Here is a 25372-nt window from a genome sequence, read left to right as displayed (position 1 = left end):
CCGCGGATAGACTCGCCTCCATGCTGAGGGGCGTGAAGGTCCTCGACCTCAGCCGGGTCCTAGCCGGTCCCTACTGCACGCAGCTCCTCGCCGACCTCGGCGCCGACGTCGTGAAGGTGGAGTCGCCGCGCGGCGACGACACGCGCGCCTGGGGCCCGCCGTGGCTGGGCGACGAGAGCGGCTACTACCTGTCGGTGAACCGCGGGAAGCGGAGCCTGGCCGTCGACCTCAAGGACCCGCGCGGCGCGGCGGCCGTGCGGCGGCTGGCCGCGTCCGCCGACGTCGTCGTCGAGAACTTCAAGGTCGGCGACCTCGCCCGCTACGGCCTCGACTACGCCGCGGTGGCCGCCGTCAACCCCAGGGTCGTCTACGTCTCGATCACGGGCTTCGGCCAGACCGGCCCGCGGGCCAAGGAGCCGGGCTACGACGGGGCGCTGCAGGCGCTCTCCGGCGTGATGGCCATGACGGGGGAGGAGGGCCGTCCGCCGGTGAAGCTGCCGGTGGCGTTCATCGACGTGCTCACGGGCCTGCACGCCGCCGCGGGTGCGCTGGCCGCGCTGCGCCGCGTCGCGGAGACGGGCGAGGGCGCGCACCTCGACGTCTCGCTCTTCGACGTGGCGCTGGCCAGCGCGGTCAATCAGGCGCAGGGCGTGCTGCTGACCGGCCAGGCGCCCAGGCGCCTCGGCAGCGCCCACCCGAGCATCGTGCCGTACCAGTCGTTCGAGGCGTCGGACGGCGCCCTGGTGCTGGCCGTGGGCAACGACGCCCAGTTCGGCCGGCTCTGCGGGGTGCTCGGCGTGCCCGAGCTGGCCGCGGACGAGCGGTTCGCGACGAACGCGGCGCGCGTGGCGCACCGCGACGAGGTCGTGGCGCGGATCGCGGGGCTGGTCGCGGGCTGGCGGCGCGACGAGCTCGTCGCGGCCTGCGGCGCCGCCGGCGTGCCGGCGACCCCGGTGCTGACGCTGCCGGAGTCGTTCGCCGACCCCCAGGCCGCGGCGCGCGGCGCGGTCGTCAGCGGCACGGGCCGCGACGGGACGTCCGTGCCGATGGTCGCGAGCCCGCTCTGGTTCGCCCGCCGGCCCGACGGCACGGACCTGGGTCTGCGCCCCCCGGAAGGCGAGGCCCCGGCGCCGCCGCGTCTGGGGGAGCACTCCCTGGAGGTGCTCACGCGCGACGCCGGCCTCACCGAGGAGGAGGCGCGCAGGCTGGTCGAGGACGGAGTGGTGGTAGCGAGCTAGGCCGGCTCGAGCAGGGCGTCGGCGGCGTCGCCGCGCAGCAGGCCGAGGTAGACGCCGTCGAGGGAGACCTCCTCGGCGGGCACCTGCAGCGTGTCGTACGCGGGGTTGTGCGGGCGCAGCTCGACCCTGCCGCCGGGGAGGCGCCGCACGTACTTGAGCGTGGCGTCCTCCTCGCCGACGCGGACGGCGCAGATCTCGCCCTCGCGGGACGGCGGGCGCCGCGAGAGCAGCACGACGTCGCCCGGCTGGATCAGGTCGGCCATCGAGTCGCCACGCACGCGCAGCGCGAAGCTCGCGTCCGGCAGGCCGGGCAGCGGCAGGTAGGCCTCGGGGTGGGCCACGGCGGCGTCGAACGGGCCGGCGGGGATGTCGCCGAGCACCGGGATGCCGGTGGCCTGCGCGGGCAGCGCCAGGTGGGGCGAGCGCCCGCGCCCGCGGCTCTCGAACTCGAGGTAGCCCTTGCGCTGCAGGGCCTCGAGGTGCTGGCGCAGCGAGACGTAGTGGATGCCGAGGGACCGCGCCAGGTCGGACAGCTCCGGTAGGCGGCCCGTGCGGCGCTGGTGCTCGAGCAGCCGCGCGTAGACGCGCTCCTGCGTGGGCGTCAGGGGTCGGTTCGCGACTGCGTTCACACCTGAAATGGTAAGGTAGGAGAGAAGATGTGTCAAATGTGAGTAGGGTTAACTATATCCTCACCGAACGGACGTTCGCCGACCGTCGCGTGAGGCGCGGGAGTTCCGTCTGGGACGTATCTCATCGCACTATCACGGCCCCCCGCGACTATGGACAGGTGAGGGTGCAGGTGCTATAGTTTCTGTAGTCCCGGCCCGCTCGTCAGAGCGGGCACGAGTCTCTAGCGACCGTCGGCCCGGCCCGGAAGGCCGCGCTTGCAAGACGAGAAAGGAACAACCATGCTCGACACGTTCGAAGCTCTCGACACGCCGAGCGGTTGCGAAGCCACAGGCATCGTCCCGTCGGGACTCGCCCTGCCGACCCGCACCCTCGAGCCCGGTCAGGTCCTCTACGAGGCCGACCGCGACGCCGCCAGCCTCTACATCGTCAACCACGGCGTCCTGAAGGCCGTCGTGCCCACCAGCCTGGGCCGCGACCGCATCGCCGACCTCTACGGCCCCGGCGACGTCCTCGGCCTCGCCGCCCTCGACGGCGGCAAGCACGCCGAGACCGTGGTGGCCGTCCACGAGGCCTGCCTCACGCCCATCGACCCGCAGCAGGCCATGAACGACCGCGGCCTGCGCGACTACGTGCTGCGCAGCCTGGCGCGCCAGCTGCGGCGCAGCCGGGAGATGCTCGACGAGGCCGAGATGCCGGTCGGCGCCCGCGTCACCCGCGCCTTCCTGCGGCTCGCCAAGCAGTTCGGCCTGCCCTCCGACGACCAGAGCGGCGCCATCAAGCTGCCTCTGGCGCTCACCCACGAGGACCTCGCCGACCTCACCGGCTCGAGCCGCGTGACGATCACCCGCATCCTCGGCGAGCTGCGCAACGAGGGCGCCCTCTCCGGCACGCGCGGCGTCTACGTCGCCGACCTCGAGGGGCTCGAGCGCGCCACCGACGAGTACGTCATGCAGGTGCTCTGACCGGGCACGTACGCGACCGCTACTTCAGGAGCCCCTGGGCAGCTTCGGAGCACCCGGGGGCTCCTCGTTGCTGGTAACCTCGAAGGGTCATGCTGACCTTCACCGACCTCGCGAAGCAACGCGTCCTCAAGTTCATGCAGGCGCAGGCAGCGCAGGGCGTCGGTGCGTTGCGCATCGCCGGCACGCGCGCCGAGCAGCGCCTCTGGCTCGTCAAGCCCACCGACAAGCAGCCCAACGACCGCGTCCAGGACGAGGGCGCCTTCGAGGTCTACCTCGACCCGCTCTCCGCCAGGGCCCTCGACGGCGCCACCGTGGACTTCGTCGAGGGCGTGATGCAGTCGGGCTTCAAGGTGTTCTTCCCCAGCCCCAAGTGGGACGACCCCGTGGCCCAGAAGGTCCAGGACGTCCTCGACCAGCACATCAACCCGGGCGTTTCCACCCACGGCGGCAACGTCGCGCTCGAGGGCGTGAGGGACGGCGTCGCCTACATCCGCTTCGGCGGCGGCTGCCAGGGCTGCGGCGCCGCCGACGTGACCCTCAAGCAGGGTGTCGACCGCATCATCCGCGAGCAGGTGCCCGAGATCGTCGCGGTCAAGGACGCCACCGACCACGACGCCGGCCAGAACCCGTACTACGCGCGGGGCTCCGGCAAGAACTCGTCCCCACTGGCGGGCCAGTAGCCGCAGCGTGGCCGGGGCCGGCGCCTCACCGACCCTGCCGACAGCCGAAGAGGTAGCCGCGGCCGTCGCGGTGGCGGCCGGGCGCAGAGCGGGCGACCTGCTCCTCCGCGGGGGGCGGGTCGTCGACGTCTTCACGAACGCCGTCATCGAGGCCGACGTGCTCGTCTCCGGCCGACTCGTGGCGGCCGTGGGTCAGGGGCTCGGCCAGGCCCGCGAGGTCGTCGACCTGGCCGGCGCCTACGTGTCGCCTGGTCTCATCGACGGCCACATGCACCTCGAGTCGTCGCTGGTCACCCCGTCGGGCTACGCCGAGGTCGCCGTGCCGCGCGGCGTTACCGCCGTCGTCTGCGACCCGCACGAGATCGCGAACGTCGCCGGCGAGGCCGGCGTGAGGTGGCTGCTCGACACCACGGGCCGGCTGCCGCTCGACGTCTGGGTCACTGTCCCGTCCTGCGTGCCCAGCACGCCGCTGGAGACCTCGGGCGCCGAGTTCGGGATCGCCGAGATGGGCCGCCTCGCCGAGCACCCGCGCGTGGTGGGAGTGGCCGAGATCATGAGCTTCCCCGAGGTGATCGCCGGCGAGGCCACGGCGCTGGCCAAGGCCGCGCTGGCGGCCTCGCGCGGCGTGACGGCCGAGGGCCACGCGCCCGGGGTCACCGGGCGCGACCTGCAGGCGTACCTCGCCGCCGGCATCGCCTCCGACCACGAGTCGACGACGCTGGAGGAGGGCCGCGAGAAGCTGCGGGCCGGGGCGTTCCTGATGGTGCGCGAGGGGTCGGTGACGCGCGACCTGCGGGCGCTGCTGCCGCTCGTCGACCCGCGGCACGGCGACCGCGTCGGCTTCGTCACCGACGACCGCCTGCCGCACGACCTGCTCGTCGAGGGCGGCGTCGACCACATGGTCAGGTCCGCCATAGCCGGCGGCGTCGACCCGGCCTACGCCGTGCGCTGCGCGAGCTGGAACAACGCCCGCCACTACCGCCTGCCGCGCCGCGGCGCCGTGGCGCCCGGCTACTTCGCCGACCTGGTCGTCGTGGGCTCGCTCGCAGCCTTCGACGCGCGGCGCGTCTACAAGGACGGCGTGCTCGTGGCGAACGGCGGCGCGCCGACCGCCCGGCCGGCCGCCGCGCCCGCGGACGCGCTCGACGACGGCCCCGTGCGCGGCACCATGCGGCTGCCCCGGCTCGGCGACGGCTCGTTCGCGCTGCCGGTGCCGCCGGGCGGGGGACGCGTGCGCTGCGTCGTGGCGCTGCCCAACCGGATCGTCACGGGGTCGGAGCTCGTCGAGCCCACCGTCGTGGACGGCGCCGCCGTCGCCGACCCGGGCCGGGACCTGGCCAAGCTCGCCTGCGTGGAGCGTCACGGGCGCAACGGCGGCGTGGCGGTGGCGCTGGTGCGCGGCTTCGGGCTCGAGCGCGGCGCGCTGGCCTCGAGCGTGGGGCACGACCACCACAACGTCATGGTCGTGGGCGTCGACGACGAGGACATGGCCGTCGCCTGCCGCCGGCTCGCCGAGCTGGGCGGCGGCTTCGTGGCGGTGGCCGCGGGCGCGGTGCGGGCCGAGCTCCCGCTGCCCCTGGCCGGGATCGTCACCGACGCGCCGCTGAAGGAGGTGGCCGCCGACCTCGACCGCCTCGACGCCGCCGCCGCGTCGCTGGGCGTCACGATGCCCTCGCCGTTCATGGCCCTCAGCTTCCTGGGCCTGGCCGTGATCCCCGAGCTGAAGCTGACCGACCGCGGCCTCGTCGACGTGGCGCGCGGCCGGCTCGTGCCACTGTGGGAGGCCTGAGGGCTCGGGTCCGTGCGGCCGGCTCGGGGCGGCGGCACGAGGCGCCGCGAGCGAACCTCGGTCTGAAGCGCCTCGCGGGGTACGACCGAGGACGGAGGCCGGTCCCTCAGATCCCGAAGCGCTCCACGGCCAGGTCGACGAGGTGCTCGGCGATGGCGAGGCTGGCCGTGGCCGCCGGCGACGGCGCGTTGACCACGTGGAGGGCGCGCGGGCTCTCGCGGATCACGAAGTCGTCGATGAGCCTGCCGTCGCGTCCCAGCGCCTGGGCGCGGACGCCGGCGCCGCCGCGGTGGACGTCGGCCAGCCCGATCTCGGGCACCAGCCGCCGCAGCGCCTCGACGAACGCCGCCTTCGAGAAGGAGCGGTAGAGCTCGTACGCGCCCACGCGCCAGAAGCGCGCGGCCATGGCCCACAGGCCGGGGAACGTCAGCGCGTCGAGGAGGTCGGCGAGGCGGACGTCGAAGGTCCCGTAGCCCTCGCGCGAGAGCGCGAAGACGGCGTTGGGACCCGCCTCGACCTCGCCCCTGACCGTGCGCGTGAGGTGGACGCCGAGGAACGGCAGCGCCGGGTCGGGTACGGGGTAGATGAGCCCCTTGACCAGGTGCCGCTTCTCCGGCCGCAGGTGGTAGTACTCGCCGCGGAACGGCACGATGCGCACGTCCGAGACGTCGGCGCCCGCTAGGCGGGCGAGGCGGTCGGCCTGCATGCCGGCGCAGGCGACCAGGTAGCGCGCCTCCAGCGGGCCCCCGTCGGTGGAGACCGTCACGCCGCCCCCCGCCGCCGCGATGCTCTCCACGGCGACGCCGGTGCGCACCTCGCCGCCCTCCTGCTCGAACAGCTCGGCGAGGCGCCGGGCGACGGCCCCGAAGTCCACGATCGCCGTGCGGGGGCTGTGGATCGCGCGCAGGCCGACCGCGTGCGGCTCGATCTCCTTCAGCCGGTCCGCGTCGATGAGCTCGAGGCCAGGCACCCCGTTGGCGCGGCCGCGCTCGAACAGGTCCTCGAGCCGGCGCAGCTCGCCCTGGTCGGTGGCGACGATGACCTTGCCGACCTGCTGGTACGGCAGGCCCTGCTCCTCGCAGAAGCGGCGCATGAGGTCGACGCCGGCCACGCACAGCCTGGCGCGCAGGGTGCCGGGACGGTAGTAGATGCCGGAGTGGACGACGCCGGAGTTGTGGCTGGTCTGGTGCCGCGCGACGCCGGGCTCCTTCTCGAGCACCGTCACCCGCAGGCCCGGCCGTCGCCGCTGCAGGGCCCGCGCCGTGGCGAGCCCGACGATGCCAGCCCCCACCACGATCACGTCGGTGCGGTCCATGGCGCCAGGATACGCGCTGGGCCCGCGTTAGACTCGGCCGGTCCGCCCCGAGGAGGCCCGCATGAACGACCGTCTCCCGCGCTGGCTGCGCGACCTGGACCCGTACCTAGAGCGCCTCTTCGCCGACGCCGAGGTGCCCGGCGCCGCGGTGTGCGTGACCCTCGGCGACAGGGTCGTCTACGCCCGCGGCTTCGGCTGGCGCGACCGCGAGGCGCGCCTGCCGGCCACGCCGCGCACGGTGTTCGGCCTGGCCTCCCTGAGCAAGTCGTTCACGGCACTCGCCGCGCTCGCGCTCGAGGCGCGGGGCGCGTGGTCGCTGAGCGACCCCGTCGCGGAGCACCTGCCCGGCTTCGGCTACCCCGGCATCGACCCGAGCGAGGTGACGCTGGAGCACCTCCTCAGCCACACCTCCGGCGTGCCGCCGCTGCGCGCGCTCGACTTCGCGCTGCGCTCGGACCAGCGCGGCGACCCCTCGTTCGTCTACGTGGGCAGGGACACCTCGGCCGACCCCGACGTGAGCGACGCCGAGCTGCTCATGGCCTACCTGCGGCGCGGCGAGCGCCCGCCGCTGGCGCCGCCGGGCGAGGTCGTGAGCTACTCGAACGAGGGCGTGGCGCTCGTGGGCGCGGCCGTCGCCAGGGTCGCGGGACGGCCCTTCCCGGAGGTCCTGGCCGAGCTCGTGCTTCGCCCCCTCGGCATGCACGCCACGACCTTCGACCCGGTCGCGGCGCGGTCCACGGGCGACCACGCCACGCTCTACACGCGCACGCCCGAGGGCGTGGTGCGCGCGCCGGTCTGGAGCCGGGCGCCCGCCTACCTGGCCACGGGCTTCCTCAGGTCGAGCGTCCTCGACCTCTCCCGCTACCTGCGGTTCCTGGCCGCCGGCGACGGCGCCGCACTCGGTCTGCCTGCGGGGCGGCTCGCGGAGCTGACGCGTCCGCGCGGCTGGGCCGCGCCGGGCGGCTCGTACGCGCTGGGGTGGTCGGTCCGCGAGCACCGCGGCGTGACGGTCGTGCGCCACGGCGGCTCGCTGAAGGGCGTCGCGTCCTCGCAGGGGTTCGTGCCCGAGCTGGGCCTGGGCGTGGCGGTGCTGACGAACCTCGACGGCGCGCCGGTGCTGCGGGCCTGGCAGGCCGCCGTGAACCTGGCCCTGGGCGACCCGCCCGACCGCCCCCTCTACGGCGAGGGCCACGAGCGGCTCGCCGCCCGCGGCGACGGCGGCGAGGCGGCGGAGGCGCTCCGGCGCCTGGCGGGCGTCTACTCGTCGGGAGAGCCGTGGGGGCGGCTGGTGTTGCGGGTCGAGCCCGCCCCGGGCGCCGGCGGCGACACCGCGACGGGGTCGGGTGCCGTCCCCGAGCGCGCGGGCGCAGGGGGAGCGTCCGGCGCGGAGGGGCTCCACGAGCTCGTCGCCTACGCGGGCGAGGACGAGGAACGCGTCGGTCGCGTCGCGCTCCTCGGCCCGGGGCTGCCCGCGGGCCCCGGCACCGCCGAGTTCGTCCTGGTGGGGGATCACGGCGCCTGGGACGGCGGGTGCTTCCACCTCGGCGCCGATGGTCGCCCGTACGCCGTCCAGCACGGCACGCGCTGGCTCGACCGCGAGGGCGCGGCGACCCCACCTTGATATAACCAGACTCACATCAATTGACACTGGTACGCGGAACCTCCTATACTAACAGCCGGACGTGAGCCTGCGCCCGCCGCGCACAGGTTTCCTTCGTGCGGCTCCGGCTCCCACGCGCAGGGCAGCGGCGCGGGCACGACTTCACTAGCGAGCGAGGAGACCTGAGATGGCCAAGGCCGTAGGCATCGACCTGGGGACGACGAACAGCGTCATCGCCGTCATCGAGGGCGGCGAGCCGACCGTCCTCGTGAACTCCGAGGGCAACCGCACCACGCCCTCGGTGGTGGCATTCAAGGACGACCAGCGCCTGGTGGGCCAGGTGGCCAAGCGCCAGGCCGTGCTGAACCCGAAGGGCACGCTCTTCGAGGTCAAGCGCTTCATCGGACGCACCTGGGAAGAGGTCAAGGAGGAGGCCGAGCGCGCCCCCTACGAGGTCGTCAAGGGCCCAGACGGCGGCGTGCGCTTCGTCGTGGGCGACAAGCAGTACACGCCGGAGGAGATCTCGGCCATGGTGCTGCGCAAGCTCGTCGACGACGCCTCCGAGCGCCTGGGCGAGAAGGTGACGAAGGCCGTCATCACGGTGCCTGCCTACTTCAACAACTCGCAGCGCGAGGCCACGCAGAACGCCGGCAAGATCGCCGGGCTCGAGGTCCTGCGCATCGTCAACGAGCCCACGGCCGCCGCCCTGGCCTACGGGCTCGACAAGAAGGGCAACGAGACGGTCCTCGTCTTCGACCTCGGGGGCGGCACCTTCGACGTCTCGGTGCTCGAGGTCGGTGACGGCGTCTTCGAGGTCCGCTCCACCTCGGGCGACACGCACCTCGGCGGCTCCGACATGGACCACGCGATCGTCGACTGGCTGGCCGAGGAGTTCAAGGCCGAGTACAACGTCGACCTCCGCAAGGACAAGCAGGCGCTGCAGCGCCTGATCGAGGCCGCCGAGAAGGCGAAGATCGAGCTCTCGGGCCTGCCCGAGACGACGATCAGCCTGCCGTTCATCGCCATGGACCCGGCCTCGAACGCGCCCCTCTACCTCGAGAAGAAGCTGACGCGCGCGAAGTTCGAGGAGCTGGTCCAGCCCCTGCTCGCCCGCATCAAGGGGCCGGTCGAGCAGGCCCTCAAGGACGCGAAGCTCGAGCGCTCGCAGATCGACGAGGTGATCCTCGTGGGCGGCGCCACGCGCGTCCCGGCGGTCAAGCGCATCGTCAAGGACCTCCTCGGCAAGGAGCCGAACCAGAGCGTCAACCCCGACGAGGTCGTGGCGCTCGGCGCGGCGGTCCAGGCCGGCGTGCTCACCGGCGCCGTCGAGGACATCGTGCTGCTCGACGTCACGCCGCTCTCGCTCGGCATCGAGACCAAGGGCGGGGTGTTCACGAAGCTGATCGAGAGGAACACGACGATCCCGGTCCGCAAGACCGAGGTCTTCTCGACGGCGGACCACAACCAGACCACGGCGCCGATCCACGTGCTGCAGGGCGAGCGGCCGATGGCGCGCGACAACAAGTCGCTCGGCCGCTTCAACCTCGAGGGCATCCCGCCCATGCCCGCCGGCATGCCGCAGATCGAGGTCACCTACGACATCGACGCCAACGGCATCCTGCACGTCACGGCCCGCGAGAAGTCGACGGGCAAGGAGGCCTCCATCACGATCCAGAACACCACGACCCTCAGCGAGGACGAGGTGGACCGGATGGTCAAGGAGGCCGAGCAGCACGCCGAGGAGGACCGCAAGCTGCGCGAGATGGCCGAGGCCAAGAACCAGCTCGACGGCCTCAGGCTCCAGGCGCAGAAGGCCCTCGAGGACGCCAGCGGGGCCACCGACGACCAGAAGAAGCCGCTGCAGGAGGCGGTCGACGAGGCCAAGCGCCTGCTCGACGGCAGCCCCGCCAAGGACGAGGTCGAGCAGAAGACCCGCGAGCTGGCCGAGAAGCTGCAGGCCTTCATGCAGGCGACCGCGCAGCAGCCGGGCCAGCAGCCCGAGGGCGGTCAGCAGGGCGGCCAGGGCGACGACGAAGAGGTCATCGACGCCGACTTCAAGCCAGCGGGCTGAGGGGGCTGGATAGGTGACCGACGAGACCGACAGGGATACCGCTGCCACGGCGGGGGTGGACGCCCCCGCCGCCGACCGTGAGGCGCCGAGCGAGGGCGAGGTCGAGATCCTGCGCGACGAGCTGCGCCGCGCCCAGGAGCGCCTCGAGGCGCTGCAGCGCGAGGTCGAGGAGACCCGCGACCGCTACCTGCGCGCCAGGGCCGAGTTCGAGAACTACCGGCGCCGCATGGAGGGCGAGCTGGCCCGCGAGCGCGAGGCCGGCGTCGACAGCATGGTGCTGCCCGTGCTCAACGTCTACGACGACCTCGAGCGCGCGCTGGAGGCGGCCGGCACCGCCGGCCTGGAGGGGCCCTTCGTCACCGGGGTGCGGGCGGTGCGCGACTCGCTGCTGCGGCAGCTCGACTCGCTGGGCATCACGCCCGTCGGCCTCAAGGGCGAGCAGTTCGACCCCGAGAGGCACGAGGCCCTGGCCGTCGTGCCGGCCGGTCCGGAAGCGGCCGACGGCGCCATCGTGCAGGTCCACTCGGCCGGGTTCGTCAAGGGCGACAGGCTCATCAGGCCGGCGAAGGTGATAGTCGCCAAGGAAGGCGCCTGAGCGAGGGCGGCGCCCCCGGGGGCGGAGGAAGTGGCCGAGTACAAGGACTACTACGCGGTGTTGGGCGTCGACAGGAACTCGTCGCAGGACGACATCAGGCGCGCGTTCCGCAGGCTCGCCGCCAAGCACCACCCCGACCGCAACCCCGACGACCCGGGCGCCGAGGAGCGCTTCAAGGAGATCAACGAGGCGTACGCGGTCCTCTCCGACCCCGAGAAGCGGCGGCTCTACGACGCCTACGGACGCACCGGCAGCGTCCCCGACTTCGCCCGCGCCGCGCCGTTCGGCGGCCAGGGCACGACGTTCTACACGAACGTCTCGCCCGAGGAGTTCGCCGGCTTCTCCGACTTCTTCCAGAGCCTGTTCGGCAGCTTCATGGCCGGCGGACCGCGCGCCGCCTCCGGCGGCGTGCCCGACGACCCGTTCGCTTTCGGCCGCGTGGGCTCGCGCGCGACCAGGCCCGCCGACGCCGAGGCGCGGCTCGACCTCGGGCTCCTCGACGCCTACCGCGGCGGGCCCACGACGATCCGCGTCGGCGACAAGCCGCTCGAGGTCAACGTGCCGGCCGGCATCCGCGACGGCACGAAGCTCCGCCTGCGCGGCCAGGCCCCCGGCGGCGGCGACCTCCTGCTCCAGGTCAGGCACCTGCCGCACCCGCTCTGGCGCCTAGACGGCGACCACCTGCGCGTCCAGGTCAGGGTGCCCGACGACGTCGCCGCCCTGGGCGGCGTCGTGAAGGTCGAGACGCTCGACGGCGTCGTGGAGCTGACCGTGCCCGAGGGCAGCTCCAGCGGCCGCGTGCTGAGGCTGCGCGGCCAGGGCTGGCCGAAGCGCGGCGGCGGACGCGGCGACCTCCTCGCCGAGGTGCGCGTGACGGTGCCGGAGACGCTCACGCCCGAGCAGCGCGAGCTCTACGAGCGCCTGCGGGCGGCCCGCGAGGGCCGAGCCGTCGCCTAGTCGGGCCGCGGCCGCGCTTCCCGGCCCGGTCGCGGCGGCGCCGGGCTCATGAAGATACGTAGTAGCCTGCGGGGGTGAAGAGACTCGTCGAGCGTCCGCTCGCGCGGACGGGGCTCATGGCCCTGCTCGCCCTCCTCCTCATCGCGGTCCCCGCCGCAGCGCAGCAGCCCGAGCCGCCCGCCCCGGAGCAGCCGGACGCGGCGGCGGAGGCCGTGCCCGCGCCGGCGCCCGGCGACGAGGACCCCGTCCTGCTGCGCCTCGGCGACACCGAGGAGCGGCTGAGCGACATCGTGTGGCGCTTCGACGTGGCCATGCGCAGCTTCGCCGCCGGCCAGGGCATCCCCTACACAGACGACCTGGCGGCGCGCCTGAGAGGACTGCTGCCCCAGTACATCCAGCAGCGCGGCACCGAGCTCGTGCTGCTGCGCGAGGCCGAGCGTCGCGGGCTGGCGCCCGACGAGGAGGCCGTGCAGGAGACCCTCGACAGGCTCCGCTCCTCGGTCGCCGAGGAGGACTACGCCGCCGCCCTGGCCGACGCCGGGTTCCCCAGCGAGGAGGACCTCGTCACGCTGATCCGCGAGGCCGACCTCATCGGCCAGGTGGTGCAGGCGATCCGCGACGAGTCGCAGCCGACCGACGAGGAGGTGCGCGTCAGGTACCTCGCCGACATCGACCGCTACACGCAGCCCGAGACCTACTGCGCCCGGCACATCCTCGTCGCCGACCAGGGGCTGGCGCAGGAGCTCGTCGACAGGGTCAGGGCCGGCGAGGACTTCGCGGCCCTGGCGAGCGAGCACGGCACCGACAGCACGGCCAGTCGGGGCGGCGACCTCGGCTGCTTCCAGCGCGGCACGATGGTCGCCCCGTTCGAGGAGGCCGTCGTGAGCGCAGAGGTCGGCGCGGTCACCGGGCCCGTCGAGACGCAGTTCGGCTACCACGCCCTGCTCGTCTACGACCACAGGCCCGCCACGGTGCTGCCGCTCGACGACGTGCGCGACGCCGTGGCCGAGAGCGTGGCCGCCGACGCCGCCTCCGCCGTCGTGCAGGGCCTGGTGCGCGGCTCGGGGCTCGTCAGCTACCCCGAGCGTTTGGAGCCGGTCCCCGCCGAGGAACCGCCCCCGGCTCCGGACGAGCCGCCGGCACCGGTGCCGGGGGCGCCGCCCGCCGGGGAGGCTCCGGCCGCCCCGGACGAGCCGCCCGCCCCGGCACCGCCCGCCGAGTGAGCGCCGTGTGGCAGGGCTCTGTCCCTCTGTAAGAGACCTGTAAGCCCCGGGGGGTTAGGTTCTCAACAGCGCTGGACGTCATCCCACGTCCACTCCACCGCCTTCTCGCGATATCCGACCAGCGCGATACCCGGCGCCGACCCGCATCGGTCGGCGCCGGGTGTCACTTACAGACCACCGCCGGCGGCGCCTTCGGCTAGCGTGCGGCATGGCGAACCGCTTGGCGGGGGAGATCAGCCCCTACCTCAGGCAGCACGCCGACGACCCCGTGGACTGGTACCCCTGGGGCGAGGAGGCGTTCGCCGCCGCGCGCGGCACCGGCCGGCCCGTGCTGCTCTCCTCCGGTTACGCGGCCTGCCACTGGTGCCACGTGATGGCGCGGGAGTCGTTCCGCGACCCCGAGGTGGCGGAGCTGCTCAACGGCTCTTTCGTCTGCGTCAAGGTCGACAGGGAGGAGCGCCCCGACGTCGACGACTACTACATGACCGCCGTCCAGGCGCTGACGGGCTCGGGCGGCTGGCCGCTCACCGTGTTCCTCACGCCCGCCGGCGAGCCGTTCCACGGGGGCACCTACTTCCCGCCCCACGACAGGCACGGCCTGCCGAGCTTCACGCGCGTGCTGCGCGCGGTGCTGGCCGCCTGGCGCGACCGTCGCGCCGACGTCGAGGCGGCCGCCGCCTCGCTGGCCGAACAGATCGCGCGGCTCGGGGGGCGCGTGGCAGCCGCCGAGGGGCTCGGCCTGCCGAGCCCCGCCGATGACGCCGCGGCCGAGACCGTCGCCGACGCGACCTCTCGCGCCGTGGAGGCGCTCCTGGACCAGGAGGACCGCGTGCACGGGGCCTTCGGCGACCCGCGCGGCGGGCCCAAGTTCCCGCCCCACGCCGCGCTCGCGCTGCTGCTCGAGGCCGGCGACGAGCGCGGGCTCGCGGCGGCCTGCCGGGCGCTCGACGCCATGGCCGCCGGCGGCCTGCACGACCACCTGGGCGGCGGCTTCTTCCGCTACGCCGTCGACCCCGCCTGGCGGGTGCCGCACTTCGAGAAGATGCTCTACGACAACGCCCTCCTGCTGGGGTCTTACGCGCGCGCCTTCGGCGCCACCGGCGAGGAGCGCTACCGCGCGGCGGCGCTGGGCATCGTCGCCTGGCTGGAGCGGGAGATGATGACGCGTCCGGCCGCGGGCCAGGTGGCGTTCTACTCGGCCCTCGACGCCGACTCGGAGGGCGAGGAGGGCCGCTACTACGCCTGGACCGAGGACGAGTTCCGCGCGGCGCTGGGGGACGGCGAGCTCTTCGGCCTCATGGCCCGCCGCTACGGGGTGGACCCGTCCGGCGACTTCGAGGGCGGCAACGTGCTGCGCCTGGCCGCGAGCGTGGAGTCGCTCGCTCGCGAGGCGGGGCTCTCGGCGGACGAGGTCGCGGCGCGCCTGCGCCGCGGCGACGAGCTGCTGAGGGCGCGCCGCGAGGGCCGCGTCAGGCCCGCCACCGACGACAAGGTGCTGACGTCGTGGAACGGCCTGCTGCTCTCGGCGCTGGCGGCGGCCGGCACGCACCTGCGGGAGCCGCGCCTCCACGAGCTCGGCCTCGCGCTGGCGCGCTTCCTCGTGGCGCGACGGAACGCGGAGGGAGAGCTGACGCACGCGTGGCGCGCGGGCGAGTCGCGCGTCACGGGTCTCCTCGAGGACCACGCCTACCTGGGCTGCGGGCTCCTCGACCTCTACCTGGCCACGCTGCGCCCCGAGCTGCTCGCCCACGCCCTCGCGCTGGCGCGCGAGGTCGAGGAGCGCTTCGCGGACCCGGAGGGCGGCGGGTGGTTCGACGCGTCCGCCGGCGCCGGCGGTGCGCCCGCGCGCCTGAAGGGCCACGCCGACGGCGCCACGCCCAGCCGTTACGCCGCCGCGGCGCGCCTGGCCTGGTGGGCCGGACGCTACCTGTCCGACCGCGCGCTGCAGGACCGCGCGCTGGATGCGCTCTGGCCGCTGCTGCCGGCCGCCGCGTCGGCGCCGCAGGCGTTCGCGACGGCGCTGGTCAGCCTCCGCGAGATGACCGGCGGCTCCCGCGAGGTCGTGGTCGTGGGCGCGCGCGAGGACCCCGCTGTCGCCGCCGCGCTGGCCGCGGTCAGGGAGGCCGGACGCGGCGACGAGGCCCTGCTCCTGCTCGACCCCGCCGACGAGGCCGGCGGACGCCACCCGCTCGCCGGCCTGCCCCTCGCCGAGGAACGCTACCCTCCCAAGGCGCCGCTCACCGTGTACGTGTGCCGCGCCGGCGCCTGCGACCTGCCGGTCCACGACCCTGCGGCCGTGAGGCGTGCCATGCTGGCCGCGTAGTACCTTGCGGAAGGTCGCCGCGTGAGGGCGGGGCGGCAGCGGGAGGCAACATGTACACGGGACTGCTCGACCTCCACAGCGTGATCAGGTGGGTCGTCGCGTTGCTAGGCGTCGTGGCGATCGTCAGCGCCGTCGTCGCCGAGCGCTGGACGCCGGCGCAGAACTCGCTGGCACGGTGGTTCTCGATCGCCGTCGACGTCCAGGTGCTCCTCGGGCTCGTGCTCTGGTTCGTCAGCCCGCTGGTGCGAGGCGCCCTGGGCGACATGGGCGCCGTCATGCGCGACCCCGCGCTCCGCAAGATCGTGATCGAGCACCCGGTGCTGATGATCGTGGGAGCGGTCCTCGTGCACGTGGGCGTCTCGCGAGGCCGCAAGACCGACAACCCCAGGCAGGCGCTCGTCTTCTACGTCCTCGCCGCCGCCGCCGTCGCCTACGCCATCCCTTGGGACAGGCGGCTGCTGCCCGGGCTCTGAGCCGACGAGACTGAGTGACGCCGCCGGCTGGCAGGGGGGAGCGGCGGGATTGACGACACTGGCACCCGGCCTGCGGCTCGTGGTGGGGCCGCCCGCGTCCGGCAAGACCGCGCGATCCGTCGAGGTCGCGCTGGAGGCGTGCCGCTCCGGCCGTCGCGTCTGGTGGATCGCGCTGCCCCACCAGCGGCCGTACGTCTTCCGGCGCGTCACCGCGGGGGGACGCGCGGTCCTCGGCCTCGAGGTGGTCGGGGCCCAGCAGGCCTACTACCGCGTCCTCTCGGCCGCCGCTTCCGACGACCTCCGGCCTCTCGTCGTGGGCACGGCCCGCATCGTCGTCGTGGCCGAGGCCCTGCGGCGGGTCATGGGCCGCGAGCCCTCGCCCGGCGAGGCCAAGCTCTTCGCCGCGGCGATCGCCGAGGCCAAGCGCTACGAGGTGCCGCCCGAGGCGCTGCGCGGGCTCGTGCCCGGCGCCGAGCTCGAGCGCCTGACGCTCGTCTACGAGGCCTACGAGGAGGCGAAGCGCGGCCACTGGGACTACGACGACGTGCGCAGCGAGGCGGCGAGGCTCGCGGGCTCCGGCGCGTTCGCCGCGGCGATGGGAGCGCCCGACGCCCGCAGCGCTGCTGGCCTGCCGGACGCCGTCGTCGTCGACGGCTGGCGCGAGCTCGGCCCCCTCGACTGGGTCTTCCTCCGCGGCCTCGCCCGCCACGTGCCCGTGCACGTGGCCCTGCCGCACGCGCCGCCTGGCCTCGCGCCGGACGAGGTCCTCGCGCCCGACCCCGCGGCGGTGGAGCTGCGGCGGTACGCGGCCGTCAACGCCGTCGACGAGGCCCGGTGGGTGCTGCGCAGCCTCAAGCGTGACCTCGCCGAGGGCCTCGACCCGCTCGACCTGGCCGTGGTGGCGCCGGGCGGCGCGGGGGACGCGCTGGCCGCGCTCGCCGACGAGTACGGGGTGCCGCTGATGGACGAGCGCGGCGTCGCCCTGACCGACACCCCAGCGGGCCGCGCGCTGCTCGCCCTCCTCGAGCTGAGGGGCGCGCCGACGCCGGCGCGGCTGCTCGCCGTGCCAGAGCTGGCGCCGGTGGCCGCCACCGCCCTGCGGCTGGGCGTCACCGGCGGCGACGCGCTGGAGCGGGTGGCGCGGGCGGTCGGCCTCGGCGAGGCGCTGGCCCGCTGGACCGAGCTCCTCGCCGTCAGCGGCGACCCTGTCGCCTGGACCCGCTGGCTCCTCAACGAGGTGCTCGCCCTCACGCAGGAGGTCGATCACGCGTTCAGGGAGCGGGTGCTCGCCGCGGCGCAGCACGCTTCGCGGCTGGGCGGCGGCGAGCGCTTCCAGGCGTGGCTCGCCGCCCTCCTGCGGGACGTGAGCTCGCCGCGGACGCTCGCGGGCGGCGTCGCGCTGCTGAACGCCGACCTCGCCTCCGGGCGCCGCTTCGAGCGCTGCTACGTCATGGGCGCGACGGTGGGCGCGTACTCGGCGGGCGAGCGCGAGGACTACTTCGTGCCCGACGACGTCAGGGCGCCGGTGCGGAGCGTCGGCTGCCTGCCGCGCCGCTTCGCCGGCGGGGACGACCTCGTCGTCGCCGAGCTCCTCACCCGCGGGCGCGTCACCGTGGTCACGGCTCCCCTCGCCGGACCCGACGGGGCGCTGGTGCCCGACGAGCGCCTCGCCGGCGACCCGGCGTCCCTGGCGCCGCTGCCGGTCCTTCCGGCCGGCAGCTTGCTGGAGGTGGGGCCCGGCGAGCCGTACGAGCCCGCGTTCGAGCCGCTGCCAGTCGCGATAGACCCGCCGAGAGCCCCGGACGGCGGTCCCGACGTCGAGTGGCTGCGCGAGTACGCCGAGGAGTGCGCGCTGAGGGCCTGGGGGGAGCTCGCCCTCGACCTGGGAGACGAGCGGCTCGAGTCGGCAGGTGCGCCGGCGGACGCCGCCGGCTCACCGCGGGCCGTCGAGAGGGAGCTGCGGCGCCTGCTGGAGGAGCCGCCCGGCGGGGACGCGGACGGCGACTGGGAGGCCCTGCTGGCGGCGCTCAAGGCCGAGCCGAGCCTCAGCCCCGCGCGCCTGGCGTCCATCGCCGCGTCACACCCGTGGGCGGCCGAGTGGCTGCGGGACCACGCCGGGACCCTCACCTGCCTGAGCTGGAACGCGAAGGTGTCGCGCAGGGAGCTCGGCGTCAGCGTGTACCTCGACGCCGCCCGGCGCCTTCCCCTCGGGCGCTCCGCGCAGAAGGTGGCGGTGTACCGCTTCGTCGCGCCGACGAGGGAGCTCGACAGGCGCGGCGCGCGCGACCTGCAGCGGGGCCGGTGGACCGAGTACGTCGCGGGGCCGGCGATCCTCAACCACAGCAAACAGGGCGTGCAGGTGGTCGAGGTGTGGGTGTGGCCCGTGCTGGGCGAGCCCGTTTGGGTGGAGGACTCGCAGTCCGACTTCGTGCAGGAGAGGTTCGAGCGCGTCGAGAGGGGCGTGAGACGCGCCCTCGACATGCTCTCCCGAGGACGCGTCGAGCCCAACCCGGACGAGTACCGCTGCAAGCGGTGCCGGCTGGCGGCGGTGTGCCGCCAGGGGGAGCTGCCGTGAGGGTCAGGGTCGCCTCGGCCGGCACCGGCAAGACGACGAGCCTCGTGAGGCGCTACCTCGAGCTCGTCGGCGACGGCACGCCCCTGCGGCGCATCGCCGGCGTCACCTTCACGAGGTCGGCCGCGGCCGAGCTGCGCGCCCGCGTCGCCGACGGCCTCCAGGAGGTGCTCGAGCGCGGCTCCTTCCTGGGCGGCCTCTACGCGCCCGCCGGCGGGCTCGAGCCGTTCGAGGCCGCCCGCCGCGAGCTCGGCGGGGCGCTCCTCAAGACGATCCACGGCTTCATGATCGCGGGGCTGAGGCTCTCGGCGCCGCTCCTCTCGCTCGACCCGCGCTTCGCGATGGTCACCGAGCCCGACGCGAAGGCGGAGTTCGCGGAGGAGCTCGACTCGCTGAGGCTCGTGGCGCGGGACCCGGACCACCCGCTACACCGGGCGCTGCTCGTCGCCGGCGCGCACGCGGCCAAGCTGCCGGTGGAGGTCTTCGCGCGGCGCTCGCTCGCCGCCGAGCTGGTCTTCGACCCCGACCCGCTGTCCCAGGCCGTGGGGGCGCTATACCGCGCGGCGTACGCGCGGCTGCTCGAGCGCTACGCGGGCCGGCGCCTCGGCCCCGGGGAGGTGGAGCGCGCGGCGCTGCGCATGCTCGAGCACCCGGCCGCACGCGAGCGCCTGGTGCGCCGCTACCCGGTGGTGCTCGTCGACGAGTTCCAGGACGTCAACCCGCTGCAGGGCGAGTTCTTCGCGCGGCTCGAGGACGCCGGGGCGCGCGTGGAGGTCGTCGGCGACCCCAAGCAGTCGATCTACCTCTTCCGCAACGCCGACGTGAACGTGTTCCGCCGCGCCCTGGCCGCGGCCAGGGCCAGCAGCGACGTGCTGCCGCCGCTCACCGAGTCGCGGCGCCACTCGCGCGCGATCGTGGCCGTGCTCAACCGCCTCACGACGCGCCTGGCGCGGGTCGGCAAGGGGTTCGTGGAGGGCGAGGCGCCCGAGGTGGTCGCGGCCGGCCCGCAGGCCGAGGTGCCCGGCTCCGTGGAGCTCGGGGTCGTGGTGGGGGAGGGCAGCCTCGACGGCCTGAGGTCTGCGGAGCGCGAGCTGCTGGCTTCCCGGCTCGTCGCGCTGCACGAGGAGCGCCGCGTGCCGTTCTCGCGCATGGCCGTCCTGGCGCGCACCCACGGCCAGCTCGCCAAGGTGCAGGCGGCGCTGAGGGCGAGGGGCGTGCCCACCGCCTACGGGAAGCGCGGCCTGTTCCGGCGCCAGGAGCTGCTCGACGTGCGCTACGCGCTGGAGGTCGGCGCGGGAGGCGGGCGCGACGCGCTCGCGCCGTTCCTCCGCGGGCCCCTGTGCGAGCTGAGCCTCGCCGAGGTCAGGGAGGTCTTGGGCGCGCCGGACCCGTTCGCGGCGCTGGGGGCCGTCAGGCCGGAGGCCCTCGCGGTCGTGGAGGAGCTGCGTCGCGTCGCCCTGGCGCCGCCTCTAGCCGCCCTCAAGACGGTGCTGCGCGACGGCCTGGCCGGGCGGCCTCCGCTCGTCGCGCGGATGTCGCGCGCGGCGCGGGCCAACGTCGACGCCATGCTCTTCGCCGTCGCCGCTCACGAGCCCGCGGACCTCGGCCGGCTCATCGACCTGCTGGACGACCTCGCGCGGCGCTCCGAGGAGGAGGAGGTGCCGGTGGAGTCGGGCGGGGTGAGGCTCCTGACCGTGCACTCCTCGAAGGGTCTGGAGTTCGACGTCGTCGCCGTCTACGACGCCTCCAAGACCCGCCGCCGGCGGACGCCCGAGGTCGTCGTCGACCCGGCCACGGGCAGGGCGGCGCTCCTCGCGGCCGTGCCGGACGCCGCGGCGAGGGCGTCCTGGGCCCGGCGCGAGGACCAGGAGGACCACCGGCTGCTCTACGTGGCGCTGTCGCGCGCCCGCGACCACCTGCTCGTCACGGGGTCGAAGGTGAAGGGCCGCGCCCCGCGGGGCTGGCTGGCCACGCTCCTCTCGCTTGGCCTGGAGCGCGAGCCGCCGGCGCCCCACGTGAGCGTCGTCACCCACGAGCCGGGCCGCTTCCCCGGCCGCGTCGCCGCCGCGGTGGCGCCGGCGCCGGCCGTGGCGCCCTCGACGTGGGCCGGGAGGCGCTTCCCGCACCACCGCCACGCGCCGCTGTCGAGCCCGTCGCGGCTCGTCGACATGCTCCTGCACGCAGGGGAGGACGGCGGCGATCCGGGCCGGCCGCGTGGGGACGTGCCGACGCCGGGCGCGCCGGTGCCCGTTGAGCTCGAGGACGGCGGCGAGCCCCTGACCCGCTACGAGGCGCACGGCCTCGGCGACGGGCTGCCGCCGGCCGCCGCCGACTACGGCGAGGACGGCGCCGCGCCGCTGCCGGATGACGGCGGTCACCCGGGCCTCTACCTCGACCTGCCCGGCCGCGGTCGCGTCGTGGGCACGCTCGTGCACTTCGCGATCAGCCAGGACTGGGCGCCGGACCCCGCCCGCCTGGAGAGCCTGAGGGCGCACGAGGTCATGTTCCCCTACGCCCCCGAGCAGCAGGACGACGTCCTGCGCGAGGTCGCCGAGCTCCTCGCCGGCTACCGCGAGCTGCTGGGCGGGGCGCTGCCGGCCCTCGAGGAGCGTGAGGTCGACCGCGCCGAGCTGCCGCTCGCCTACCCGGGCAGCTCCACGGTGTGGGAGGGCGTGATCGACAGGCTCTACCGCGTGGCCGGCGAGTGGTGGATCGACGACTACAAGACGGACCGTCGCGTGCGTCCCGAGCGCTACCACGTGCAGCTCGGGCTCTACCGGCACGCGGTCGCCGGCGCCGTCGGCGCCGCGCCGCGCACGCGCCTCGTCTACCTGCGCTCGCGGCGCGTGGTGGAGCTGGGAGCCCGAGAGCTCGACGCCGCGCTGAGGGCTTCGGGGGTCCTCGGGTCTGGCTGAGACCGGAGCCACCCCGAGGGCGTGCGGCGTGCCGGCGGCCGGCCGAGCAGGGCGCAGGGTCTGCCGGGCGTGGCGTGGACGTTAGCCCAACGGCGCTAGGCTGCTGCCCAGCTCGCCGCACCCGTGCCGCGTCCGGAGGGCCATGCTGGCGCCATGGACGAGCCGAGCTCCGCACCGCTCCCCGCCACCCTCGCCGGCACCGCCGGCACCATCGTCGGCGTCGCCGGCTCCCGCCTGCAGTGGGAGGCGGAGATGCCAGTGGCCGACCTGCCCGCCTTCGTGGCCCGCTTCGCGGCCGGCGAGGCGGTGCCGATCATCACCAGCCGCGGACGCCTGCAAGTCAGGTCGCGCGACTGGGTCGTGTGGCCGGGCGAGACCACCGTGAAGGTCCGGCTGGCGCTGGAGGACGTCGGGGCCTGGTGACCGCGCCGTGCCCGAGGAGCCGAGCCCGGCGCCGGGCCCAGGCGGCCGCGCCCGTGACCGGGTGTCCTGCCTGGCGGCTCCGAGGCGTCGGTCAGTCGCCAGCGGCCCCCGGCGCCAGGACGTCGAGGACGGCGGCGACGGCCTCGCCCACCACCTTGGCGCCCAGGTTCTCCGGGTGGAAGCGGCGGTCAGGGGAGCCCTCGGTCATCACGGCCACGGCGACCTCGCGCCGCTCGCCGCCCGGCTCGCCGAGGGCGATGACGCCGGCGTCGTTGCGCACGCCGCGCACCGACCCGCTCTTCGACGCGATCACCACGCTCGAGTCGCCCACCTCGGCGCTGTACTGGTCGTAGCCGATGGCCCGGCCGAGCTCGGTGAACTGCTGGCGCGCGTAGATGCGCATGGCGAGCGCCGTGAGGTCCTCGGGCAGCAGCTCGCCCCGCCACAGGCGGGTGAAGTAGTCGGCGAGGTCCCGCGGAGTGGTCCGGCTCGGCGTGGGCTTCTGGTCGCCCACGACGCTCGCGACCTGCAGCTTGCCCCGCACGTGCGTGCCGGACCAGCCGTGGTCCGCCACCACCTGGCGTATCCGCTCGACGCCGAGGAGGTCGATGAGCAGGTTCGTGGCGGTGTTGTCGGAGACGACGATCATCAGCGTCGCGACGTCGAGGAGCGGGTAGGAGGTGCCGGGGCTGAGGACCTTCAGCACGCCCGATCCCGTGACCTGGTCATCGGCCCGCAGCTCGACGGCGTCGCCCAGGTCATGGTCGCCGGCCGCGACGGCCTCGAGCAGCGCTTGGAGCACGTAGACCTTGATGGTGCTGGCCGCCGTGAACGCCTCGTACGCGCGGCGGGCCACCGGCGCCCCGTCGGCGTCCGACCCGCCGTCGAGCGGCAGCGCCACGACGCCCAGCCTGGCGTCCGCCGACGGCGCCTCCCCGAAGCGCGGGTCCCCGTGGCCCGCCAGGCGGCGCTCCAGCGCCTCGAGCCGCTCGCCGAGCGCCGCCGTGGCGGCCGTGTCCATGCCCGTCACCTCTGCCACGCGCGAACGTTACCGCGGCCTCAGCCGAGTTTGCACCGGTACCAGCCCACTCGTATTGTCACGGGCGGCGCCGGTGCCCTACACTTCGGGCGCCAGACACCGATGGCGATCTCACGGTCGGCCGGCCCACGCCGGAGCGGGGTGGTGCGCCTGCCGGGGCTGGCAGTCTCACGAGCCCGGCGGCCCGGGCGGCTAAGGAAGGTCATGGCAGAAGGCAAGGTCAAGTGGTTCAGCAGCGAGAAGGGGTACGGCTTCATCGCCCACGACGACGGCGGTGACGATGTGTTCGTACACTTCAGCGCCATCCAGGCCGAGGGCTTCCGGACTCTAAACGAAGGCGACGAGGTCACTTTCGAGGTGGAGCAGGGCCCGAAGGGCCCGCAGGCACGCAACGTGGTTGTCACGCACCGCGCGCCCGTGCAGGCCCCGCAGTTCGACCGCTCTGGCGATCGCTTCGCGGGCGACCGCGGCGGCCGCGACCGCGAGGGCGGCTACGGCCGTGAACGCGACGGCTACGGGCGCGATCGCGACGACGGGTACGGCGGCCGCGACCGCGGCGACCGCGGTCGGGGCGGACGCAACCGCCGCTACTGAACGGCGCCGGACGCCGGCTCGGCTAGCCAGGCGGCCGCGGCGCCAGGGGCGGAGGCGCGGCCTGAGCGGCGCCGCGAACCTATCGTCATGTGGGAACGTCGGGGCCCGGCCCGCAGACGCGGAGCCGGGCCCCTCCGGTGCCGGGCGCCTGGCCCGGCCGCGTGGTCAGCTCGTCGCCACGGTACTGCCAGCGGCGGCGCTGCGCCGGCGGCTGAAGCCGTTCGCGGGCGCGCCGAGCAGCGGGAGGACCCAGTAGTCGAGGCCGTAGTAGCCGGCGATGCGCCATGCCAGCACGATCCAGGTCGCGAGGATGAACATGACCGGGTTCGTGGAGAGCGTGCCGGCCAGCATGAACGCCACGTTCATCAGGCCGCCGAGGAACGCCACCACGCCGGTGAGGAAGCCGGCGATGAGGGCGACGCCCACGAGCAGCTCGCCGAACGCGACAAGGTAGGACATCAGCGGCGCGGCGGGCAGGAAGACGTTCTCGACGAGCCAGGCGTACCAGCCGCTGACGGCGGGGGAGTCGCCGACCGAGAGGCTCAGCGCCCTGTTCAGGAAGCCGGAGACCGCGGTGCCGGCCTCGGCGCCGACCCACTTCGGGTCGGTCACCTTGTGCCAGCCGGCGTTCAGCCACAGCCAGCCGAGGTAGACCCGCACGACGGTCCAGAAGGGCGCCATGTACCGCGAAGCGAACAGGACCTTACTGATGTTCGGTTCCGGGTAGTACGTGGTACGAGGCATGCGCGTCGCCTCCCTTTCGCCCCGCAGTATCCTGGCCAGCCGTGACCGGGCCAAGGGACGTAGGTACCGTACACGTTAGGTGCGCGACGGCGGGGTGTCCATGCCCCGCCTGAGCGGGACCCTGGTGCTGCCCGGCGGCGCGGCGCCCGGCGCCGTCGAGCTCGAGGGCGGCCGCATCGCGCGGGTCGAGGTCGCCGGCGAGCCCGGCCCGGCCGCGGGCCTGCCGGCGCCGTACGTCCTCCCCGGCTTCGTCGACGCCCACGTGCACGGCGGCGGCGGGGGCGACGCGATGGACGGCCCCGACGGCGTCGTCACGCTCGCGCGCTTCCACGCCTCGCGGGGCACGACGACGCTGCTGCCCACGACGATCACCCACCCCTGGCCGGAGGTCGTGCGCGCCCTCGAGGGCATCGCCGCGGTGAGGCCGGCGTCCGGGGGCGACGGGCTGCCCGACGTCCCTGGCGCGCACCTCGAGGGCCCCTTCATCAGCCCCGACAGGCTGGGCGCCCAGCCACCGCACGCGGTGGACCCCGACCCCGAGCTCGTCGCCGAGGCGCTGGCGCTCGACGTGGTCAGGGTCGTCACCCTGGCGCCCGAGCTGCCGGGAGCGCTGTCGGCGGCGCGCGCGTTCGCCGGCGCCGGCGTGAGGGTCAGCGTCGGTCACACGCTGGCGACGGCCGAGCAGGCCGAGGCGGTGCTCGACGCCGTGGCGGAGGCTGGCGGCGTCGCCGGCTTCACGCACCTCTACAACGCGATGTCGCAGCTGGGCTCGCGGTCCCCGGGGGCCGTGGGCGCCGCCCTGGCGCGCGGCGACGCCTACGCCGAGGTGATCCTCGACCTGCACCACGTGCACGGGACGGCGTTCCGCGCCGCGCTGGCGGCGAAGCCGGGCCGCCTGCTGCTCGTCACCGACGCGATGCGCGCCGCCGGGACAGACGAGGGGGAGAGCGAGCTGGGCGGCCAGACTGTCGTGGTCTCGGGCGGGGCGGCGCGCCTGCGCGACGGCACGCTGGCCGGCAGCGTCCTGACGATGGACCGCGCCCTGCGCAACGCCGTCGACTGCGGCCTCGACCTGGCCGCGGCGACCGCGCTGGCCTCCACGGTGCCGGCCGACTACCTGGGCCTCCGCGACAGGGGCCGGTTGGCCGCGGGCCTGCGGGCCGACGTCGTCGTGCTTGGCGCCGACCTGGCGGTCGAGGAGGTCTTCGTGGCGGGCCGGCGGCTCTAGC

The 25372-nt window shown here is 74.8% G+C and carries 19 protein-coding genes and 1 pseudogene; 16 read left to right on the top strand and 4 right to left on the bottom strand.

Going from position 1 to position 25372, the window contains the following annotated elements; translation table 11 throughout:
• Positions 1-20: 20 nt before the first annotated feature.
• The gene (locus VF202_12470; protein ID HEX7040927.1) at positions 21-1238 is read left to right on the top strand and encodes a CoA transferase; all 1218 of its coding nucleotides are present in this window, start codon (positions 21-23) and stop codon (positions 1236-1238) included.
• Here VF202_12470 and VF202_12465 read toward each other — a convergent pair.
• The gene (locus VF202_12465) at positions 1235-1867 is read right to left on the bottom strand and encodes a S24 family peptidase (protein HEX7040926.1); all 633 of its coding nucleotides are present in this window, start codon (positions 1865-1867) and stop codon (positions 1235-1237) included. The two genes, VF202_12470 and VF202_12465, sit on opposite strands and share 4 nt — an antisense overlap.
• Before the next feature lie 279 nt (positions 1868-2146).
• Between VF202_12465 and VF202_12460 the strand changes: the two genes are divergently transcribed.
• The 3 genes from VF202_12460 to ade all read left to right on the top strand — a co-directional run bounded on the left by VF202_12460 (position 2147) and on the right by ade (position 5299).
• Positions 2147-2830 carry a Crp/Fnr family transcriptional regulator gene (locus VF202_12460; protein ID HEX7040925.1) on the top strand — a complete coding sequence of 228 codons (684 nt, stop codon included), beginning with the start codon at positions 2147-2149 and terminating at the stop codon, positions 2828-2830.
• Between the two features lie 89 nt (positions 2831-2919).
• Complete coding sequence (locus VF202_12455; GenBank protein ID HEX7040924.1) at positions 2920-3510, top strand: NifU family protein; 591 nt, start codon at positions 2920-2922, stop codon at positions 3508-3510.
• A 7-nt stretch (positions 3511-3517) separates the two neighbouring features.
• On the top strand, positions 3518-5299 hold the full coding sequence (gene ade / locus VF202_12450) for an adenine deaminase (GenBank protein ID HEX7040923.1): 1782 nt from the start codon (positions 3518-3520) through the stop codon (positions 5297-5299).
• Positions 5300-5405: 106 nt separating this feature from the next.
• On the opposite strand, the gene lhgO is transcribed toward ade, so the two are convergent.
• Positions 5406-6614, bottom strand: coding sequence for an L-2-hydroxyglutarate oxidase (gene lhgO / locus VF202_12445; protein ID HEX7040922.1), 1209 nt, complete (start codon positions 6612-6614; stop codon positions 5406-5408).
• 61 nt (positions 6615-6675) lie between these two features.
• Here lhgO and VF202_12440 point away from each other — a divergent pair, with 61 nt between their 5' ends.
• From VF202_12440 to VF202_12395, 10 genes are all read left to right on the top strand, one after another.
• Positions 6676-8235: a serine hydrolase domain-containing protein gene (locus VF202_12440; protein ID HEX7040921.1), complete on the top strand. Its 1560-nt coding sequence runs from the start codon at positions 6676-6678 to the stop codon at positions 8233-8235.
• Between the two features lie 166 nt (positions 8236-8401).
• Complete coding sequence (dnaK, locus tag VF202_12435; protein ID HEX7040920.1) at positions 8402-10285, top strand: molecular chaperone DnaK; 1884 nt, start codon at positions 8402-8404, stop codon at positions 10283-10285.
• 13 nt (positions 10286-10298) lie between these two features.
• Positions 10299-10880 carry a nucleotide exchange factor GrpE gene (locus VF202_12430; GenBank protein HEX7040919.1) on the top strand — a complete coding sequence of 194 codons (582 nt, stop codon included), beginning with the start codon at positions 10299-10301 and terminating at the stop codon, positions 10878-10880.
• 30 nt (positions 10881-10910) lie between these two features.
• Positions 10911-11837 carry a DnaJ C-terminal domain-containing protein gene (locus VF202_12425; GenBank protein HEX7040918.1) on the top strand — a complete coding sequence of 309 codons (927 nt, stop codon included), beginning with the start codon at positions 10911-10913 and terminating at the stop codon, positions 11835-11837.
• Positions 11838-11911: 74 nt separating this feature from the next.
• Positions 11912-13060, top strand: coding sequence for a peptidylprolyl isomerase (locus VF202_12420; GenBank protein HEX7040917.1), 1149 nt, complete (start codon positions 11912-11914; stop codon positions 13058-13060).
• Positions 13061-13268: 208 nt separating this feature from the next.
• Positions 13269-15383 carry a thioredoxin domain-containing protein gene (locus tag VF202_12415; GenBank protein HEX7040916.1) on the top strand — a complete coding sequence of 705 codons (2115 nt, stop codon included), beginning with the start codon at positions 13269-13271 and terminating at the stop codon, positions 15381-15383.
• 50 nt (positions 15384-15433) lie between these two features.
• Entirely contained in the window at positions 15434-15856 is a 423-nt protein-coding gene (locus VF202_12410) for a hypothetical protein (GenBank protein HEX7040915.1), read from the top strand.
• Between the two features lie 49 nt (positions 15857-15905).
• Entirely contained in the window at positions 15906-18431 is a 2526-nt protein-coding gene (locus VF202_12405; GenBank protein ID HEX7040914.1) for a hypothetical protein, read from the top strand.
• On the top strand, positions 18428-21343 hold the full coding sequence (locus VF202_12400; GenBank protein HEX7040913.1) for a UvrD-helicase domain-containing protein: 2916 nt from the start codon (positions 18428-18430) through the stop codon (positions 21341-21343). The genes VF202_12405 and VF202_12400 overlap by 4 nt, the downstream gene beginning before the upstream one ends.
• Positions 21344-21496: 153 nt before the next feature.
• Positions 21497-21766 (top strand): hypothetical protein, encoded by a 270-nt coding sequence (locus VF202_12395; protein ID HEX7040912.1) that lies wholly within the window; start codon positions 21497-21499, stop codon positions 21764-21766.
• A gap of 91 nt (positions 21767-21857) precedes the next feature.
• On the opposite strand, the gene VF202_12390 is transcribed toward VF202_12395, so the two are convergent.
• Positions 21858-22805 carry a serine hydrolase gene (locus tag VF202_12390; GenBank protein HEX7040911.1) on the bottom strand — a complete coding sequence of 316 codons (948 nt, stop codon included), beginning with the start codon at positions 22803-22805 and terminating at the stop codon, positions 21858-21860.
• A gap of 204 nt (positions 22806-23009) precedes the next feature.
• Between VF202_12390 and VF202_12385 the strand changes: the two are divergent.
• A pseudogene (locus VF202_12385) lies at positions 23010-23201 on the top strand (cold-shock protein).
• A 363-nt stretch (positions 23202-23564) separates the two neighbouring features.
• On the opposite strand, the gene VF202_12380 reads toward VF202_12385, so the two are convergent.
• Positions 23565-24143, bottom strand: coding sequence for a DoxX family membrane protein (locus tag VF202_12380; protein ID HEX7040910.1), 579 nt, complete (start codon positions 24141-24143; stop codon positions 23565-23567).
• 79 nt (positions 24144-24222) lie between these two features.
• Between VF202_12380 and nagA the strand changes: the two genes are divergently transcribed.
• Positions 24223-25371, top strand: coding sequence for an N-acetylglucosamine-6-phosphate deacetylase (gene nagA / locus VF202_12375; protein HEX7040909.1), 1149 nt, complete (start codon positions 24223-24225; stop codon positions 25369-25371).
• The last annotated feature ends 1 nt before the right edge of the window (position 25372 follow it).

The organism is Trueperaceae bacterium (assembly GCA_036381035.1).
Lineage (GTDB): Bacteria > Deinococcota > Deinococci > Deinococcales > Trueperaceae > DASRWD01.
This window is presented reverse-complemented; position numbering and strand designations above follow the sequence as displayed.

Excerpts from the sequence above, each read along its gene's own strand:
- VF202_12415 (HEX7040916.1), top strand. The coding sequence starts at position 13,269 with ATGGCGAACCGCTTGGCGGGGGAGATCAGCCCCTACCTCAGGCAGCAC.
- VF202_12460 (HEX7040925.1), top strand. The coding sequence starts at position 2,147 with ATGCTCGACACGTTCGAAGCTCTCGACACGCCGAGCGGTTGCGAAGCC.
- VF202_12410 (HEX7040915.1), top strand. The coding sequence starts at position 15,434 with ATGTACACGGGACTGCTCGACCTCCACAGCGTGATCAGGTGGGTCGTC.
- VF202_12395 (HEX7040912.1), top strand. The coding sequence starts at position 21,497 with ATGGACGAGCCGAGCTCCGCACCGCTCCCCGCCACCCTCGCCGGCACC.
- VF202_12440 (HEX7040921.1), top strand. The coding sequence starts at position 6,676 with ATGAACGACCGTCTCCCGCGCTGGCTGCGCGACCTGGACCCGTACCTA.
- lhgO (HEX7040922.1), bottom strand. The coding sequence starts at position 6,614 with ATGGACCGCACCGACGTGATCGTGGTGGGGGCTGGCATCGTCGGGCTC.
- VF202_12455 (HEX7040924.1), top strand. The coding sequence starts at position 2,920 with ATGCTGACCTTCACCGACCTCGCGAAGCAACGCGTCCTCAAGTTCATG.
- dnaK (HEX7040920.1), top strand. The coding sequence starts at position 8,402 with ATGGCCAAGGCCGTAGGCATCGACCTGGGGACGACGAACAGCGTCATC.
- VF202_12470 (HEX7040927.1), top strand. The coding sequence starts at position 21 with ATGCTGAGGGGCGTGAAGGTCCTCGACCTCAGCCGGGTCCTAGCCGGT.
- VF202_12380 (HEX7040910.1), bottom strand. The coding sequence starts at position 24,143 with ATGCCTCGTACCACGTACTACCCGGAACCGAACATCAGTAAGGTCCTG.